We start from the raw sequence: 16,326 nt of genomic DNA on the forward strand, positions 1-16,326 counted from the left end.
CCGGGTGCGGGCGAGGCGTCGTCTGAGGAGGGTGCCTTAGGACATCCGGCCCCTCCGGCCGGGGCCGGACAGGGCCGCCTAAGGCAGTCGGGCGGCGGGGGATACCGCAGACGCCCGATGCGACCGGGCCTCCTGGGAGCGGAGATTGGTGGCACGGCAGTCGCCGTGGAGACACCACCGTCCGAACCCTTCGAGGAGTACCCCGTGTCCGAGCAGTTCTTCCACACCCACCAGGCCCTTCAGGCGTCCGAGCTGCACCGGGCGGAGCTGATCCGCCGGGCCGAACAGCACCGGCTCGCCCGGCGGGCCCGCCGCGCGGCGCAACGGGCCGCGAAGACCGGGGAGGGCCGGGTGACACCGGCCGACCGATACGTCCCGGCCGCCTGACCGTGCTCCGGACGACCGGCGGCGGGACCGCGGCGGTGGAGTTGTCCACAGGACGGTCCGGCGGGGTTGCCGGGCCGTCGGACGACTGTGCGATGCTCGGCGATGTGGAGACCAGGTCCGTCAGTCCGGTGTTCGTGGGACGCGCCGGTGAGTTGTCCGTACTCACCGGCGCGCTGAGCCGTGCCGCGGGGGAGGGCGCCGCCCATCCGGCGGGCGAACCCCAGGCCGTGCTCATCGGCGGCGAGGCCGGGGTGGGCAAGACCCGGCTCGTCGAAGAACTGTGGGAGCAGGCATGCCGCCGGGGCGCCGCGTTCGCCGTCGGCGGCTGTGTCGAAATCGGTGTCGACGGACTGCCGTTCGCGCCCTTCTCCGCCGCGCTGCGCACCCTGCGGCAGCTGATGCCCGACGAGATGGCCGCCGCCGTCGCCGGACATGAACGCGAGCTGTCCCGCCTCCTGCCCGAACTGGCCGAACAGCCGCGCGGCGAGTCCGGCGCCCACGACGACGAGGAGCTGGCCCGCCTCTTCGAACTGACCGCCCGGCTGCTGGAACGGATCTCGGCGGACCGCCCGGTCGTCCTCGTCCTCGAAGACCTGCACTGGGCCGACGCGTCCACCCGGCATCTGATCACCTATCTCACCCGCGCCCTGCGCCGGGGCAGACTCCTCTTCCTGGCCACCTACCGCTCCGACGATGTGCACCGCCGCCATCCGCTCCGGCCCTTCCTCGCCGAGCTGGAGCGCACCCGAGCCGTCCACCGGATCGAACTGGGCCGGTTCAACCGGGGCGAGGTCCGGCGCCAGCTCACCGGCATCCTCGCCGCCGAACCCGACTCCGACCTGCTGGACCGGGTCTTCGACCGCTCCGACGGCAACGCCTTCTTCGTCGAGGAACTCGCCCGCAGCCTCGCCGAGGGCAATACCTGCGGACTCTCGGACTCCCTGCGGGACATACTCCTGGTCCGGGTCGAGGCTCTGCCGGAGAGCGCCCAGCGGGTAGTACGGATCCTCGCCGAAGGCGGCTCCACGGTCGAACACGGACTGCTGCTCGCCGTCGCCGGGCTCCCCGAGGACGATCTGATCGAGGCGCTGCGAGCGGGCGTCGAGGCGCATATCGTCCAGCCCACGGCCGACGGCGGGGGCTACCGCTTCCGCCACGCCCTGGCCCGGGAGGCCGTCAGCGACGATCTGCTGCCGCCCGAGCGCTCCCGGCTCAACCGCGCCTACGCGGCGGCCGTGGAGGCCGACCCGGGGCTCGTGCCCGACGAGGAGCGGGCCATGCGGCTCGCCAGCTACTGGTACCACGCCAACGACGCCGCCAAGGCGCTGCCCGCCGTGCTCGGCGCCGCCGTGGAGGCCCGACGCCGCCATGCCTACTCGGAGCAGCTCAGACTGCTGGAACGGGCCATGAAGCTCTGGGACGCGGCCCCCGAAGGCGTACGGACCGAACTGCGGCCCGTGGACTACGCGGAGGCGTTCCCGCCATGCGGCTGCGATCCCGAGACCACCCCGATGCGCTTTCTCGACCTGATAGCCGAGGCCACCGTGGCGGGCCGGTACAGCCGGGACCGCGAGCGGGCCCTGAAGATCGCCAAGCGGGGGCAGCGGCTGGCCGTCGGCGAGGGGGACGCGCTGCGCGCCGCGTGGTTCGGCGTCCAGCGGTCCAAACTGGTCTGCGCCCTCGGCCGGGGCGATGGCTGGGCCGAACTCGCGGAGGCCCAGGAGCTGGTCCGCGGGCTGCCGCCGTCCGTGGTGCACGCCCAGGTCCTCTCCGAGATCGCCCACTGGTACCGCGTCCACTCCCCGGGGCCCGAGAGCCTGGCCACCGCCGAACGCGCCGTGGAGTACGCCCGGATGGTCGGTGACGAGGAGACCGAACTCACCGCCAAATTCTGTCTCGGCGGACTGATGGCCGACGCCGGGCACATCGATGACGGGCTCGCCGAGATGTACGCGGTCAAGGCGCGCGCCCTGGAGCTGGGCATCCCCCATCTCATCGCCTCCGCCCTGGTCAATCTGCCCTTCAGCCTGGAGAGCGTCGGGCGCTCGGGGGAGGCCGCCGCGCTCCTCGAAGAAGGACTGGAGACCGCCGCCCGGCACGGACTCGCGGGCTCCGAGGCATGGATGCTCGGCAATCTCGCCGAGTCCCGCTACACCCTCGGCCGGTGGGACGAGGCCCGGACCGCCGCCGAACGGGCCAGAGAAGTCGGTTACGGGCCCCAGCCCCGGGGCTGGGCCGTCGCCGTCCTCGGCACACTGGAGCTGGGCCGGGGCGAGTACGAGGCCGCCGCGCGCCACCAGCGGGAGGCCCGGGGCCACTTCGGTACCGAAAGCCCCAGCCCGCAGAGCACCCTCTACGTCGACACCATCGAGATCGGCCTGGCCGCGGCGGAGGCCCGGACCGCCGACGCCCGCGCGGCGCTGCTGCGGACCGGCCCCGACGGCTTCCCGCCCGGTGCCTACCGCTATGCCTGGCCGCTGCTGAGAATCGCCGCCACCGCCGAGGCCGACACCCGCGGACTGCCCGCCGCCGCAGAGGGCCGGACGGAGATCCTCGACCGGATCGAGCGGCTGGCGAAGGGCCTCGCCGCGACCGTCCCCCTCTGGCAGGGACACGATCGGTGGGTCCGGGCCGAACTGCTCCGGGCCCGGGGCGCGGACACCGCCGCGGCCTGGGCCGAGGCCGCCGAGGCGTTCGAGCGGGCCGACTTCCCCTACGGACTGGCCGTGGTCCGCCGCCGCTGGGCGGAGAGCCTGCTGACCACGGACCGGGCGCGGGCCGCCGAACTGCTCCGCGCCGCCGCCGAAACCGCGGCGGAGCTGGGAGCACGGCCCCTCGCGGAGGACATCACCGTCCTCGCCCAGCGCGCCCGGATCAGCCTCGCCGCCGACGAGCCCGAGCCGCCCGTCCCCCTGGAACAGGGCCCCGGCTCCGTCCTCGGGCTGACACCCCGCGAGGAGGACGTCCTCCGGCTGGTCGCCGTGGGCCGCAGCAACCGCCAGATCGCCGAGGCGCTGTACATCTCGCCCAAGACGGCGAGCGTCCATGTCTCCAACATCCTGGCGAAGCTGGGCGTCTCCGGGCGGGGGGAGGCGGCGGCGGTCGCCCATCGCTTCCGTCTCTTCCCGCCGGAACCGGTCCCCCCGGCGGCATGACGCCGTGTCGGCGCTCAAGTCCTCAAGCGCCCGTGCGCCGCGCCCTGCCGGGCGGGGAGCTGCCGATACTCCGCGCAATGCCACGCCCCGCCCTGCCGGGCAGGGTGTGATTCGGCGCCCGCGCCGCCCGTGGTCGCTCGCGCAGTTCCTCGCGCCCCTGAGCCCCTGCCGTCACGCCCTTCTCGGATACGGGACGCATGGAGGTTCAGGGGCGCCGGACGGGCCCGGGGATGGTCAGCGGATCGAGAGGCGGAGGATCTTGTCGTCGTCCAGGGCGGGAGCCCCGCGGCCGTCGGTCTCGCTGGTGATCAGGAGGAGTTGGGAGCCGCCCGCCGCCAGTACGGTGCGCAGCCGGCCGTGTTCGCCTTCCAGGAATGCCTGGGGCTCCGCGGAGGGGGCCGGTCCGGCGAGCGGGATCCGCCAGAGTCGTTCGCCCCGCAGGCCCGCCATCCAGATGGAACCCTCGGCGAAGGCGATCCCGCTGGGGGACGCCTCCTCCGTCTTCCACTGGGCCACCGGGTCCACGAACGCCGGATCGCCCTTCTTGCCCTCGGCCTTCGGCCAGCCGTAGTTCTTCCCGGGCTGGACGAGGTTCAGCTCGTCCCATGTGTTCTGCCCGAACTCGGCGGCCCACAGCCGCTTGTCGTCGTCCCAGGCGAGGCCCTGCACATTGCGGTGGCCCAGGGAGTACACCAGCGACCCGGGGGTCGGGTTGTCCGGCGCGGGCCGTCCGTCGGGGGTCATCCGGAGGATCTTGCCGCCCAGGGACTCCGGGTCCTGGGAGAGCCCGACCTCGCCGACCTCGCCCGTGCCCGCGTAGAGCATCTTGTCGGGGCCGAAGGCGATCCGTCCGCCGTTGTGGACGACGCCCTTGGGGATGTCCCGCAGGACGGTGTCCGGGGCGCCCAGCTGCTGGCCTGCCGGGCGGCGTTCGTCGTACCGCAGCCGGGCCACGCGATTGTCGGACTCGGTGGTGAAGTACGCGTACACCTGGCGGTCCGAGGCGAAGGACGGCGAGAGCGCGAGGCCCAGCAGTCCGCCCTCGCCGCTGGGGGCGACCCCCGGCACCGAGCCGATCTCCGTGACCTTCCCCGTCTCCGTGTCGACCCGGGAGACCGTCCCCTCGTCGCGCGAACCGACCAGCAGATCGCCGTCCGGCAGGGCGACCGCGCCCCAGGGCGACTTGAGCCCCTTCGCGACCGTCGCGGTCACGGTCGCCGACCCCTTGGCCGGGGGGCCCGTCGGGGACGGGCTCGCGCCGGAGCCCGCCGAGGCGGAGGCGCCCGGGGACGCCGTGCGGTCCCCGAGACCCATTCCGCCACCGGACGACGAGCACGCGGTGCCCGCCGTCAGCACGGCCGCGGCCAGCAGGGCCCTCACACCAGCTCGTCGCACGATTCTCATCCCTTCGACCGGCTCCCGAGGAGCGCGTGACTACCTTTCATACACCGCCCGGGCCGTTCGGGTTCCCGCTCGCCGGGCCGGAGTTCACCGGCGGACGGCCGGAGCGCGCCCCGCCCTGCCCGATCCGTCCGCCGGGCCGCCCGCCCGCCGCTCGTATGCCCGAACCCGAACCCGGACCCGAACCCGCAGCCCCGGCGTCCGTCAGTCCCAGGCGTCCCAGGAGTCCCGGGCCGGGGGCAGCGCCTCGATCTCCGACTCGTCGCGCGCGGTGAGCCGTATCTCCGCCGCCGCCGCGTTCTCCAGCGCCCACTCCTCCCGCTTCGCACCGGGTACGGGGACCACATGGCGGCCCTGGGCCAGTACCCACGCCAGCGCCACCTGCGCCGGGGTCGTCGCCGGGCCGTGCCGGGCCGCGATCCGGCGCAGCCCCGCCACCAGCGGCTGGTTCGCCGCCATCATCTCCGCCGTGAACCGGGGGTGGCGGGCCCGCGGATCGTCCGGCTCGAACCCCCCGCCCGGTGTCAAAGTGCCGGTGAGAAAGCCGCTGCCCAGCGGCATCGCGGCCAGAAAGCCCACCCCGCGCGCCTCGCACCAGGGCACCAGCCGGACCAGCGCCTGCGGCGACCAGACCGAGAGTTCCGCCTGGACGGCGCTGACCGGGAAGACCTGCTGGAGCCCCTCCAGCCGCCGGATCGTTCCGTCATACGGATCCCCGGGCGCGGCCCCGCCGCGCCGGAACGCCCGGACGCCCGTGGCCGCCCCCACCGCGCACACCCCGAGCGCCCGTACCTTTCCCGCCGTGACCAGGTCGGCCATCGCGCCCCAGGTCTCCTCCACCGGCACCTCGGGGTCGGCCCGGTGCAGCTGGTAGAGGTCGATCACATCGGTCTGGAGCCGCCGCAGCGACGCGTCACAGGCCCGGCGGACATAGCCGGGGCGGCCGTTGGCCACCACATGCCCGTCGCCCACCAGCAGTCCGACCTTGGTCGATACGAAGGCGTCCGCGCGCCGCTCCCGCAGCACCCGGCCGATCAGCAGCTCATTGGTGAAGGGCCCGTACATATCAGCGGTGTCCAGCAGGGTGGTGCCCGCGTCCAGTGCCGTGTGCACCGTCCGCTGCGACCGGTCCCCGCGCCGCTGCGACGCGGTGTAACCCCAGCTCATCGGCATACACCCCAGCCCCACCGCGCCCACCCGCAACGCCGCCGCGCCGATCGTCCTGCGCTCCACCCGCCCCTGCCCTCCGCTTCCCCGCGTCCGCCGCCGGACGCCACCAAACTAACCAACTCCGCGGCGTCGTCCCCGCCCGCCGTGCCACCCGGCCGCGCGCGCCCGCCACCGGCACGTTCTAACCTCGTGACCATGACTGCTGATGTGTGGCTGCCCATACCGGCCGACGAGATCGACGGGCTGCCCCCGGCCGCCGAGTCGGGCCTCGTCTACCGCTACTGGGACGGCGGGCCGGACTTCCCGGCCGACCCGGCCGACTGCGTCTTCTACACCGTGCCCTACCTCAAGGGGACGGAGATCGCGGTCCGTCCGTTGCCCGCGATGATCTCCGTACGGGTCGTACAAACACTCACCGCAGGCACCGACCATGTCGAACCCGGGCTCGGAACCCTGCCCTCCGGTGTACGCCTCTGCAACGCCAAGGGGGTCCACGAGGCGTCGACCGCCGAGCTGACACTGGCGCTGATCCTCGCCTCCCTGCGCGGGATCCCCCGCTTCGTCCGGGGCCAGGACACCGAGGAGTGGCACGCGGGCTTCTATCCGGCGCTCGCCGACAAGACCGTGCTGATCATCGGCTACGGATCGATCGGCGCGGCGATCGAGGACCGGCTCGCCCCCTTTGAGTGTGCGCGGGTACTGCGCATCGCGCGCTCCCCCCGCGCCACCGCGCGCGGTCCGGTGCGTCCATTCACCGAAGTCCCCGAACTGCTCCCCGAAGCCGATGTGGTGGTCCTGGCGACGCCGTTGACCGAAACGACGAAGGGGCTGGTGGACGCGGCGTTCCTGGCCCGGATGAAGGACGGGGCGCTGCTGGTGAACGTCGCCCGGGGCCCGGTGGTCGACACCGGCGCGCTGCTCGCCGAACTGACGAGCGGACGGCTGACGGCGGCGCTCGATGTCACCGATCCCGAGCCGCTGCCGCCCGGACATCCGCTGTGGCGGGCCCCCGGGGTGCTGATCAGCCCCCATGTCGGCGGCTCCACCTCGGCGTATCTGCCCCGGGCCCGGCGGCTGCTGGCGGCCCAGCTGACCCGGTTCGCGGCGGGCGAACCCCTTGCCAACGTCATCCTCACCACCTGACGCACTCCCCGTTCACCACCCCGGACACTTCGGTACGCCCCCGGTGCCCGGAACGCCCCGACCGGTGAGAACCCGCCACCCACACCCCTTCCGTACCCACCGCGCTTGACGTCACAGCCGGAAACGCTGCGAAGTCATCCGATCGCCGGGCGCGCCGCGACGCCCTCATGCCGTCACTGTGTGTAGAGGTGCTATGTCCCTGAGTGACGGTGCTGGTGTAAAGTCCCGACTTGGGGGCCGCACCCGCATGGGGTGGTGCAGTGTGACGGCCCGACTGCCGATCGGATTTCGAGGGGGGCGACGGGCGATGTACGGCCAATGGCTACGGACCACGGATCCTGCGCGGCGGGGGCGCCACCGACGGCCCGGGTGGAATGTCCGGGCGCGTTGTTCGCACCCTCCGGGATCAATCATCAGGGGAGCGGTCCGGTGACCGCCGTCAAGGCGCGCCGGACCGCGCCGTCGCCGGGTGGTGGAATCCTCACCCCGCTGCTGCTGGCCGTCGTCTGCTCGGGTTATGCCGTCGGCGCCACGCTCGGCTGGGGTTCGCGCGAACTCGCCCTGATCATGGGCGACTTCGGACTGAGCGCGGCGGCGCTGATCGCCGCGGTCTCCTGTCTCTGCTACGCGCGCCGGATGCCGGCCCGGCTCCGTCCGGCCTGGCTGCTGTTCGCGCTCTCGTCCCTGATGGCGGCGATCGGCAATGCCGTCTGGGGCTGGTACGAGGTGGTGCTGGACGAGCCCGTGCCGAGCCCGTCCGTCGCCGATGTGTTCTTCCTCTGCTTCGCGCCGCCCGCGATCGTCGGGCTCCTGGTGCTGGCGAAGCGGCCGGTGAGCCGGGCCGGGTGGGTCTGTCTGGCCCTCGACTCCTGGCTGATCGGCGGCTCCCTGCTGACCCTCTCCTGGAGTCTGGCGCTCGCCCACACGGCCAACGCCCAGGGCCGCAGCGTGGCGCCCGCGGCGCTCTCACTGGCCTATCCGATGCTGGACATCGTGCTGGTCAGCATGGTGCTGGCGCTGCACCTGCGACGGTTCGGCGGGCATCGCTCCGCGGTGAACACGGCCGTCGCGGCGCTCGCGCTCACGGTGGTCTCGGACGCGCTCTTCACCTCCCCGCTGCTGCGGGAGAACTACAGCTCGGGCCAGCTGCTGGACGCGGGCTGGTTCGCCGGTTCGCTGCTGCTGGCCTACGCCCCCTGGGGCGCCCGCAGACCCCCCGAGCCCGTCCGCCCGCCGCGACAGCCCGGACGGCCGGTCGCGGGCTCCCTCCCGGCGCTCACGCCCTATCTGGCCGCCGCCGTCTGCACGCTGGGGATCCTCTTCCACGTGGTGGAGGGCCGCCGGGTCGACCTGTTCGTGGTCCTCACCGCCTGTACGGTCGTCCTGGCCCTGGTCGTCCGGCAGGGGATCATGCTCCAGGACAACATGGCTCTCACCGACGAACTGGCGGAGAAGGAGAACCACTTCCGCTCCCTCGTCCAGGGGTCCAGCGATGTGATCATGATCGCCGCGCCGTCCGGGATACTGCGGTACGTCAGTCCCGCCGCGTCCGGTGTCTACGGCCGGGACGCCGAGGAGCTGACCGGCTCCGAACTGGCCTGTCTCGTCCATCCGCAGGACCTGGGGCGGGTCGTCCACGAGGTGCGGCGATTCCTGGCCGCCTCCCCGGCGGACGAGCCCACCACCCGGATCGAGTGCCGGTTCCGCTCCGGCGACGGCGAGTGGCTCAATGTGGAGTCCGTCGTCAACCGCCATCAGGGCGGGCTGATCTTCAACAGCCGGGACGTCACCGAACGGGTCAGACTCCAGGCCCAGCTCCAGCACAGCGCCGAACACGATCCGCTGACCGATCTGCCCAACCGGGCCCTCTTCACCGAGCGGGTCCACCGGGCCATCGGCGGTCGGCGGGCCCCCGACATCGGTACGGCCGTGCTCTTCATCGATCTCGACGGCTTCAAGGGCGTCAACGACCGGCTCGGCCACCAGGCGGGTGACGAACTGCTGATCGCCGCGGCCGGACGGCTCGCCGAGTCCGTCCGGTCCGGCGACACCGCGGCCCGGCTGGGGGGCGACGAGTTCGCCGCCCTCATCCTCGGCGACGGCACCCGCGACCGGGCGTCCCGCGAGGCCCAGGTGGTGGAGATCGCCGACCGGCTGCGGCTCACCCTCTCCCAGCCGTACCGGATCGACGGCCAGGACGTCCGGGTCGCCGCCTCCATCGGCGTCGCCTTCGCCGAGCCCGGGATCAGTCCCTCCGGGCTGATGCGCAACGCCGACCTCGCCATGTACCGGGCCAAGGCCGCGGGCAAGGACCGGGTCGAGCTGTACGCCCCTCAGATGCAGGCCGAGGTGGTCCGCCGGACGGAACTCGCCGCCCGGCTGCGTACGGCGCTCCACGAGGGCGAGTTCGCCCTGCTCCACCAGCCCGTGGTCAATCTCGCCAGCGGCCGGATCGACGCGGTCTCCGCCCAGGCCCGCTGGCGCTCCGCCCATGGCATCCTCTTCACCCCCGCCGAGTTCCTGCGGGTCTCCGGCGACGGCGACCGGGCGGACGAACTGGGCCGCTGGCTGCTGGACGAGGCCGTGGCGCAGGCCGCCGAGCGCGGCAGACGCGGCCACCACGTCCCGGTGACGGTACGGGTCTCCACCCGCAGGCTGCTGGACCGGTCCCTGCCACCCGGCAGCGTCGAGCGGCTGCTGGCCCGGCACGGACTGTCCTCGGGGGCGCTCACCATCGAGCTGTCCGACCACGACCCCCGGATCCATCAGGACACCCGGGCGTCCCTGGACGAGCTGGAGCAGCGGCTGATGGCGCTGCGCAGAATCGGCGTCCGGATCGCCCTGGACGGCTTCGGCGGCGGCTATGCCGCCATGGGCGCGCTCCGGCGGCTTCCGCTGGACGTACTGAAGCTGGACCGGGGGCTGGTCGACGGGATCGTGGAGTCCTCCCGGCAGTACAAGATCACCAGCGGGCTGCTGGCGATCGCGGGCGACCTCGGTATGGAGTCCGTAGCCGAGGGGGTGGACCTGCCCGAGCAGGTGCTCGCCCTGCGGGCGATGGGCTGCACCCATGGCCAGGGGGCCGCCTTCGCGGGCGCCCTGGACGAGTACCGGCTGCGCCGCGCCCTGGTCAGGGACGACTATCCGGTGACGGGGGAGATCGCTCTGCCCGCCCTGACGGGGGGCGCGGCCGGTGGCTCGTTCCGGCTGCGCAACGGCTCACATAATGAGACGCGCGTCCCACCGGCTTGACAGTGACAGCGCGTCGGGGGGAGGGTCAATGCCATGCGCACCCGAATTCTCGTACTTGGACAGCGCGTCGGCTGAGCGGGTTTCCCACCAGGATCCCGCAGACTCCTCCCGACGCGCTCCCCTCGCTTGCCTCACGGCACGAGGGGTTTTTTGTTGCACCGGCACCGGGCGGCGAACCGGAGCCAAGCGGCAGAAAACCGCTCGAACTCCCTGGAAGACTCCCTAGCCTTCCGCAGTATCAGCAGCACCCGCAGTCCCCCTCCGCGAACCCTCTGCTTCGAGAAGAGAATGCCGATGACCGAGCAGGCCACCGGGGCCCATCATCCCCAGCCGCGCGCCCGTACGGGCGGAGCGCCGACCGTCGCGGTCGAGCACGTCACAGGTGCGCAGTCCCTCATCCGCTCGCTCGAGGAAGTCGGCGCCGACACCGTGTTCGGCATCCCCGGCGGGGCCATCCTCCCGGCCTACGACCCGATGATGGACTCCACCAAGGTGCGCCACGTCCTGGTCCGCCACGAGCAGGGCGCTGGCCACGCGGCCACCGGATACGCCCAGGCCACCGGCAAGGTCGGGGTCTGCATGGCCACCTCGGGCCCGGGGGCGACCAATCTGGTCACCCCGATCGCGGACGCGCATATGGACTCGGTGCCGCTGGTCGCGATCACCGGTCAGGTGGCCTCCCACGCCATCGGTACGGACGCCTTCCAGGAGGCGGACATCGTCGGCATCACCATGCCGATCACCAAGCACAACTTCCTGGTCACCAAGGCCGAGGACATCCCGCGGACGATCGCCGAGGCGTTCCACATCGCCGCCACCGGCCGCCCGGGACCCGTCCTGGTCGACATCGCCAAGGACGCCCTCCAGGCCCGGACCACCTTCAGCTGGCCGCCCACCCAGGACCTGCCCGGCTACCGCCCGGTGACCAAGCCGCACGCCAAGCAGATCCGGGAGGCCGCCCGGCTGATCACCGAGGCCAAGCGGCCGGTGCTCTATGTCGGCGGCGGGGTCATCAAGGCCCGTGCCACCGCCGAGCTGAAGGTCCTCGCCGAGCTGACCGGGGCGCCGGTCACGACCACCCTGATGGCCCTCGGCTCCTTCCCCGACAGCCATCAGCTCCATGTCGGCATGCCGGGCATGCACGGCTCGGTCACCGCCGTCACCGCGCTCCAGAAGGCGGATCTGATCGTCGCCCTCGGCGCCCGCTTCGACGACCGGGTCACCGGCAAGCTGGACAGCTTCGCCCCGTACGCCAAGATCGTCCACGCGGACATCGACCCGGCCGAGATCGGCAAGAACCGGACCGCCGACGTCCCGATCGTCGGCGACGCCCGCGAGGTCATCGCCGATCTGGTCCAGGCGGTGCAGGCCGAGCACAGCGAGGGCCGCCGCGGCGACTACTCCGCCTGGTGGAAGGACCTCAACCGCTGGCGGGACACCTACCCCCTGGGCTACGAGCAGCCCGGTAACGGCAGCCTCGCCCCGCAGCAGGTGATCGAGCGGATCGGCCGGCTGGCCCCGGCGGACACCATCTACGCGGCCGGAGTCGGCCAGCACCAGATGTGGGCCGCCCACTTCATCCAGTACGAGCAGCCCGCGACCTGGCTCAACTCCGGCGGCGCCGGAACCATGGGCTACGCCGTCCCGGCCGCCATGGGCGCCAAGGCCGGGGCCCCCGACCGTACGGTCTGGGCCATCGACGGCGACGGCTGCTTCCAGATGACCAATCAGGAACTGACCACCTGCGCCCTGAACAACATCCCGATCAAGGTCGCCATCATCAACAACGGCGCCCTCGGCATGGTCCGGCAGTGGCAGACCCTCTTCTACAACCAGCGCTACTCCAACACCGTGCTGCACTCCGGCCCCGACGCCGCCGGTGACGCGCCGAGCGCCGGTACCCGCGTCCCGGACTTCGTCAAGCTCTCCGAGGCCATGGGCTGTTACGCCCTGCGCTGCGAGTCCCCCGAGGACCTGGACCGGGTGATCGCCGAGGCCAACTCCATCAACGACCGGCCGGTCGTGGTCGACTTCATCGTCCACGAGGACGCCATGGTCTGGCCGATGGTCGCGGCCGGCACCTCCAACGACGAAGTCATGGCCGCCCGCGGGGTCCGCCCCGACTTCGGCGACGGCGAAGACGACTGAGCGAGCAGAGAGAGACGGAAGACCCACCCATGTCAACCAAGCACACGCTCTCCGTCCTGGTGGAGAACACCCCGGGCATCCTCGCCCGGATCGCCGCCCTGTTCTCCCGCCGCGGCTTCAACATCGACTCGCTCGCCGTCGGTGTCACCGAGCACCCCGACATCTCCCGGATCACCATCGTGGTCAATGTCGACGAGCTTCCGCTGGAGCAGGTCACCAAGCAGCTCAACAAGCTGGTCAATGTGCTGAAGATCGTCGAGCTGGAACCCAGCGCCGCGATCCAGCGCGAACTGGTCCTGGTGAAGGTCCGGGCGGACAACGAGACCCGGTCCCAGATCGTCGAGATCGTCCAGCTCTTCCGCGCCAAGACCGTGGACGTCGCACCCGAGGCCGTGACCATCGAGGCCACCGGGTCCAGCGACAAGCTGGAGGCGATGCTCCGGATGCTGGAGCCCTTCGGCATCAAGGAGCTGGTCCAGTCCGGCACGATCGCCATAGGGCGCGGCGCCCGGTCCATCACGGACCGGTCCCTGCGGGCCCTGGACCGCTCGGCCTGATCCCCGGCCGGGGGCCCCGCCCCCGGCCCGTACCACCCCGGTTCCGCGCCCGTATCGCGAGACCCCCCGTCAGCCCTTCCCCTCCCCGCCGTACGGTGGGACGCACCATCAGCACTCAAGGAGATATCCCAGTGGCCGAGCTGTTCTACGACGACGATGCCGACCTCTCCATCATCCAGAACCGCAAGGTCGCGGTCATCGGCTACGGCAGCCAGGGCCACGCCCACGCGCTGTCGCTCCGGGACTCCGGTGTCGACGTCCGTGTCGGTCTGCACGAGGGCTCCAAGTCCAAGGCCAAGGCCGAGGAGCAGGGCCTGCGCGTGGTGACGCCCGCCGAGGCCGCCGCCGAGGCCGACGTCATCATGATCCTGGTGCCGGACCCGATCCAGGCCCAGGTCTACGAGGAGTCCATCGCCTCGAACCTGAAGGACGGCGACGCCCTCTTCTTCGGCCACGGCCTGAACATCCGCTTCGGCTTCATCAAGCCCCCGGCCGGGGTCGACGTCGCCATGGTCGCCCCGAAGGGCCCGGGCCACCTGGTCCGCCGCCAGTACGAGGAGGGCCGCGGCGTCCCGTGTATCGCCGCGGTCGAGCAGGACGCCTCCGGCAAGGCGTTCGAGCTGGCGCTCTCGTACGCCAAGGGCATCGGCGGCACCCGGGCCGGGGTCATCAAGACCACCTTCACCGAGGAGACCGAGACCGACCTCTTCGGTGAGCAGGCGGTGCTCTGCGGCGGTACGGCGGCCCTGGTCAAGGCGGGCTTCGAGACCCTGGTCGAGGCCGGTTACCAGCCGGAGATCGCCTACTTCGAGTGCCTCCACGAGCTGAAGCTGATCGTCGACCTGATGTACGAGGGCGGCCTGGAGAAGATGCGCTGGTCGGTCTCCGAGACCGCCGAGTGGGGCGACTACGTCACCGGCCCGCGGATCATCACCGACCAGACCAAGGCGGAGATGAAGAAGGTCCTCACCGAGATCCAGGACGGCACCTTCGCCAAGAACTGGATGGACGAGTACCACGGCGGTCTGAAGAAGTACCAGGAGTACAAGACGCAGGACGAGAACCACCTGCTGGAGACCACGGGCAAGGAGCTGCGGAAGCTCATGAGCTGGGTCGACAACGACGAGGCGTGAGCCGCGGGCGGAGGGCCGGAGGCGCCCGGGAGGACATCCCGGGGGCTCCGGCCCTCCGTCGTCACCGGTACCCGCCGGTTCGGCGGCCTCGGACGGGTGATCCTGCCGCGAAGGCGCATGACTCCCCCCGGGGCGGCACTACACTTCTCAACAACACGCGTCAGGCCCACAACGTCGTGCGTCTTCCACGCGGCTAGCCCCTCCACCGCCTGCGGCCGTCGGGACGGCCGACTCCCGCGGGGCCCTTCGGGCACCGCCGGGACCCCTTGGACTTGTGAGGACTCACGTGAGCGCTGAGCTTGCCCGTAAACCTGTCGTACTCATCGCCGAAGAGCTGTCTCCCGCCACCGTGGACGCGCTCGGTCCGGACTTCGAGATCCGGCACTGCAACGGCGCGGACCGCGCGGCCCTGCTGCCCGCGATCGCCGATGTGGACGCGATCCTGGTCCGTTCGGCGACCAAGGTGGACGCCGAGGCCATCGCCGCCGCGAAGAAGCTGAGGGTGGTCGCCCGCGCCGGGGTCGGTCTGGACAATGTCGACGTCTCCGCCGCCACCAAGGCCGGTGTGATGGTGGTCAACGCGCCCACCTCGAACATCGTCACCGCCGCCGAGCTGGCCTGCGGTCTGCTGATCGCCACCGCCCGCAATATCCCGCAGGCCAACACGGCGCTGAAGAACGGCGAGTGGAAGCGCTCCAAGTACACCGGTGTCGAGCTGGCCGAGAAGACCCTGGGCGTCGTCGGCCTCGGCCGGATCGGTGTCCTGGTCGCCCAGCGGATGTCCGCGTTCGGGATGAAGATCGTGGCGTACGACCCCTATGTGCAGCCGGCCCGTGCCGCGCAGATGGGGGTGAAGCTGCTCTCCCTGGACGAGCTGCTGGAGGTCGCCGACTTCATCACCGTCCATCTGCCGAAGACCCCGGAGACCCTGGGGCTCATCGGCGACGAGGCGCTGCACAAGGTGAAGCCGACCGTCCGGATCGTCAACGCCGCGCGTGGCGGGATCGTCGACGAGGAGGCGCTGGCCTCGGCGCTCAAGGAGGGCCGGGTCGCGGGCGCGGGCCTCGACGTCTACGCCAAGGAGCCGTGCACGGACTCCCCGCTGTTCCAGTTCGACCAGGTGGTCTGTACCCCGCATCTGGGCGCCTCCACGGACGAGGCGCAGGAGAAGGCCGGGATCGCGGTGGCCCGTTCGGTCCGGCTGGCGCTCGCCGGTGAGCTGGTGCCGGACGCGGTCAACGTCCAGGGCGGCGTGATCGCCGAGGACGTCAAGCCGGGGCTGCCGCTGGCCGAGCGGCTCGGCCGGATCTTCACCGCCCTGGCGGGCGAGGTCGCGGTCCGGCTCGATGTCGAGGTGTACGGCGAGATCACCCAGCACGATGTCAAGGTGCTGGAACTCTCCGCGCTCAAGGGTGTCTTCGAGGACGTCGTCGACGAGACCGTGTCGTATGTCAACGCCCCGCTGTTCGCCCAGGAGCGGGGGGTCGAGGTCCGGCTGACGACCAGCTCGGAGTCGCCGGACCACCGCAATGTGGTCACCGTGCGCGGCACGCTCGGCGGCGGCGAGGAGATCGCGGTCTCCGGCACGCTGGCCGGTCCGAAGAACGTCCAGAAGATCGTCGGTATCGGCGACCACGACGTGGATCTGGCCCTCGCCGACCACATGCTGGTCCTGCGGTACGAGGACCGGCCCGGTGTGGTCGGTACGGTCGGCCGGATCCTGGGCGAGGCCGGGCTGAACATCGCCGGGATGCAGGTCTCGCGGGCCGAGGAGGGCGGCGAGGCGCTGGTCGTACTCACCGTCGACGGTTCGGTGCCGCAGCCCGTGGTCACCGAGATCGCGGAGGAGATCGGCGCGGCCTCGGCCCGTTCGGTCGACCTGTCCGACTGATCCGGCTGATCCCGCCGGCCGGGTCGATCCCCTCGACCCGGTCAGGTCGGCAGCGGTCTTTCCACCTCCGGGCCCGGCTCGCCTGAAAC

At 71.9% G+C, this 16,326-nt stretch carries 10 protein-coding genes; 8 read left to right on the forward strand and 2 right to left on the reverse strand.

Going from position 1 to position 16,326, the window contains the following annotated elements; genetic code table 11:
- The first annotated feature begins 204 nt into the window (after positions 1-204).
- Both AB0G74_RS09410 and AB0G74_RS09415 read left to right on the forward strand, forming a co-directional pair.
- Positions 205-387 (forward strand): hypothetical protein, encoded by a 183-nt coding sequence (locus AB0G74_RS09410; RefSeq protein ID WP_361142460.1) that lies wholly within the window; start codon positions 205-207, stop codon positions 385-387.
- Between the two features lie 92 nt (positions 388-479).
- Positions 480-3,542 carry an AAA family ATPase gene (locus tag AB0G74_RS09415; protein WP_361142463.1) on the forward strand — a complete coding sequence of 1,021 codons (3,063 nt, stop codon included), beginning with the start codon at positions 480-482 and terminating at the stop codon, positions 3,540-3,542.
- Between the two features lie 234 nt (positions 3,543-3,776).
- Here the strand turns inward: AB0G74_RS09415 and AB0G74_RS09420 are convergent, their stop codons facing one another.
- The gene (locus AB0G74_RS09420; protein ID WP_361142465.1) at positions 3,777-4,937 is read right to left on the reverse strand and encodes a PQQ-dependent sugar dehydrogenase; all 1,161 of its coding nucleotides are present in this window, start codon (positions 4,935-4,937) and stop codon (positions 3,777-3,779) included.
- A 210-nt stretch (positions 4,938-5,147) separates the two neighbouring features.
- The gene (locus AB0G74_RS09425) at positions 5,148-6,176 is read right to left on the reverse strand and encodes an aldo/keto reductase (RefSeq protein WP_361142468.1); all 1,029 of its coding nucleotides are present in this window, start codon (positions 6,174-6,176) and stop codon (positions 5,148-5,150) included.
- Between the two features lie 132 nt (positions 6,177-6,308).
- Here AB0G74_RS09425 and AB0G74_RS09430 point away from each other — a divergent pair, with 132 nt between their 5' ends.
- The 6 genes from AB0G74_RS09430 to serA all read left to right on the forward strand — a co-directional run bounded on the left by AB0G74_RS09430 (position 6,309) and on the right by serA (position 16,237).
- A complete protein-coding gene (locus AB0G74_RS09430; protein ID WP_361142471.1) occupies positions 6,309-7,256 on the forward strand; it encodes a 2-hydroxyacid dehydrogenase in 948 nt (315 codons plus the stop codon).
- A gap of 318 nt (positions 7,257-7,574) precedes the next feature.
- The gene (locus AB0G74_RS09435) at positions 7,575-10,508 is read left to right on the forward strand and encodes an EAL domain-containing protein (RefSeq protein WP_361142474.1); all 2,934 of its coding nucleotides are present in this window, start codon (positions 7,575-7,577) and stop codon (positions 10,506-10,508) included.
- A gap of 288 nt (positions 10,509-10,796) precedes the next feature.
- Positions 10,797-12,656 carry an acetolactate synthase large subunit gene (locus tag AB0G74_RS09440; RefSeq protein WP_361142477.1) on the forward strand — a complete coding sequence of 620 codons (1,860 nt, stop codon included), beginning with the start codon at positions 10,797-10,799 and terminating at the stop codon, positions 12,654-12,656.
- Between the two features lie 29 nt (positions 12,657-12,685).
- Positions 12,686-13,213: an acetolactate synthase small subunit gene (gene ilvN, locus AB0G74_RS09445; RefSeq protein WP_358825067.1), complete on the forward strand. Its 528-nt coding sequence runs from the start codon at positions 12,686-12,688 to the stop codon at positions 13,211-13,213.
- 131 nt (positions 13,214-13,344) lie between these two features.
- Positions 13,345-14,346 carry a ketol-acid reductoisomerase gene (gene ilvC, locus AB0G74_RS09450; protein ID WP_361142481.1) on the forward strand — a complete coding sequence of 334 codons (1,002 nt, stop codon included), beginning with the start codon at positions 13,345-13,347 and terminating at the stop codon, positions 14,344-14,346.
- 286 nt (positions 14,347-14,632) lie between these two features.
- Positions 14,633-16,237 (forward strand): phosphoglycerate dehydrogenase, encoded by a 1,605-nt coding sequence (serA, locus tag AB0G74_RS09455; RefSeq protein WP_361142484.1) that lies wholly within the window; start codon positions 14,633-14,635, stop codon positions 16,235-16,237.
- Positions 16,238-16,326: the final 89 nt, after the last annotated feature.

The organism is Streptomyces sp. NPDC020875, from assembly GCF_040641415.1.
In the GTDB taxonomy this organism is placed as follows: Bacteria; Actinomycetota; Actinomycetes; order Streptomycetales; family Streptomycetaceae; genus Streptomyces.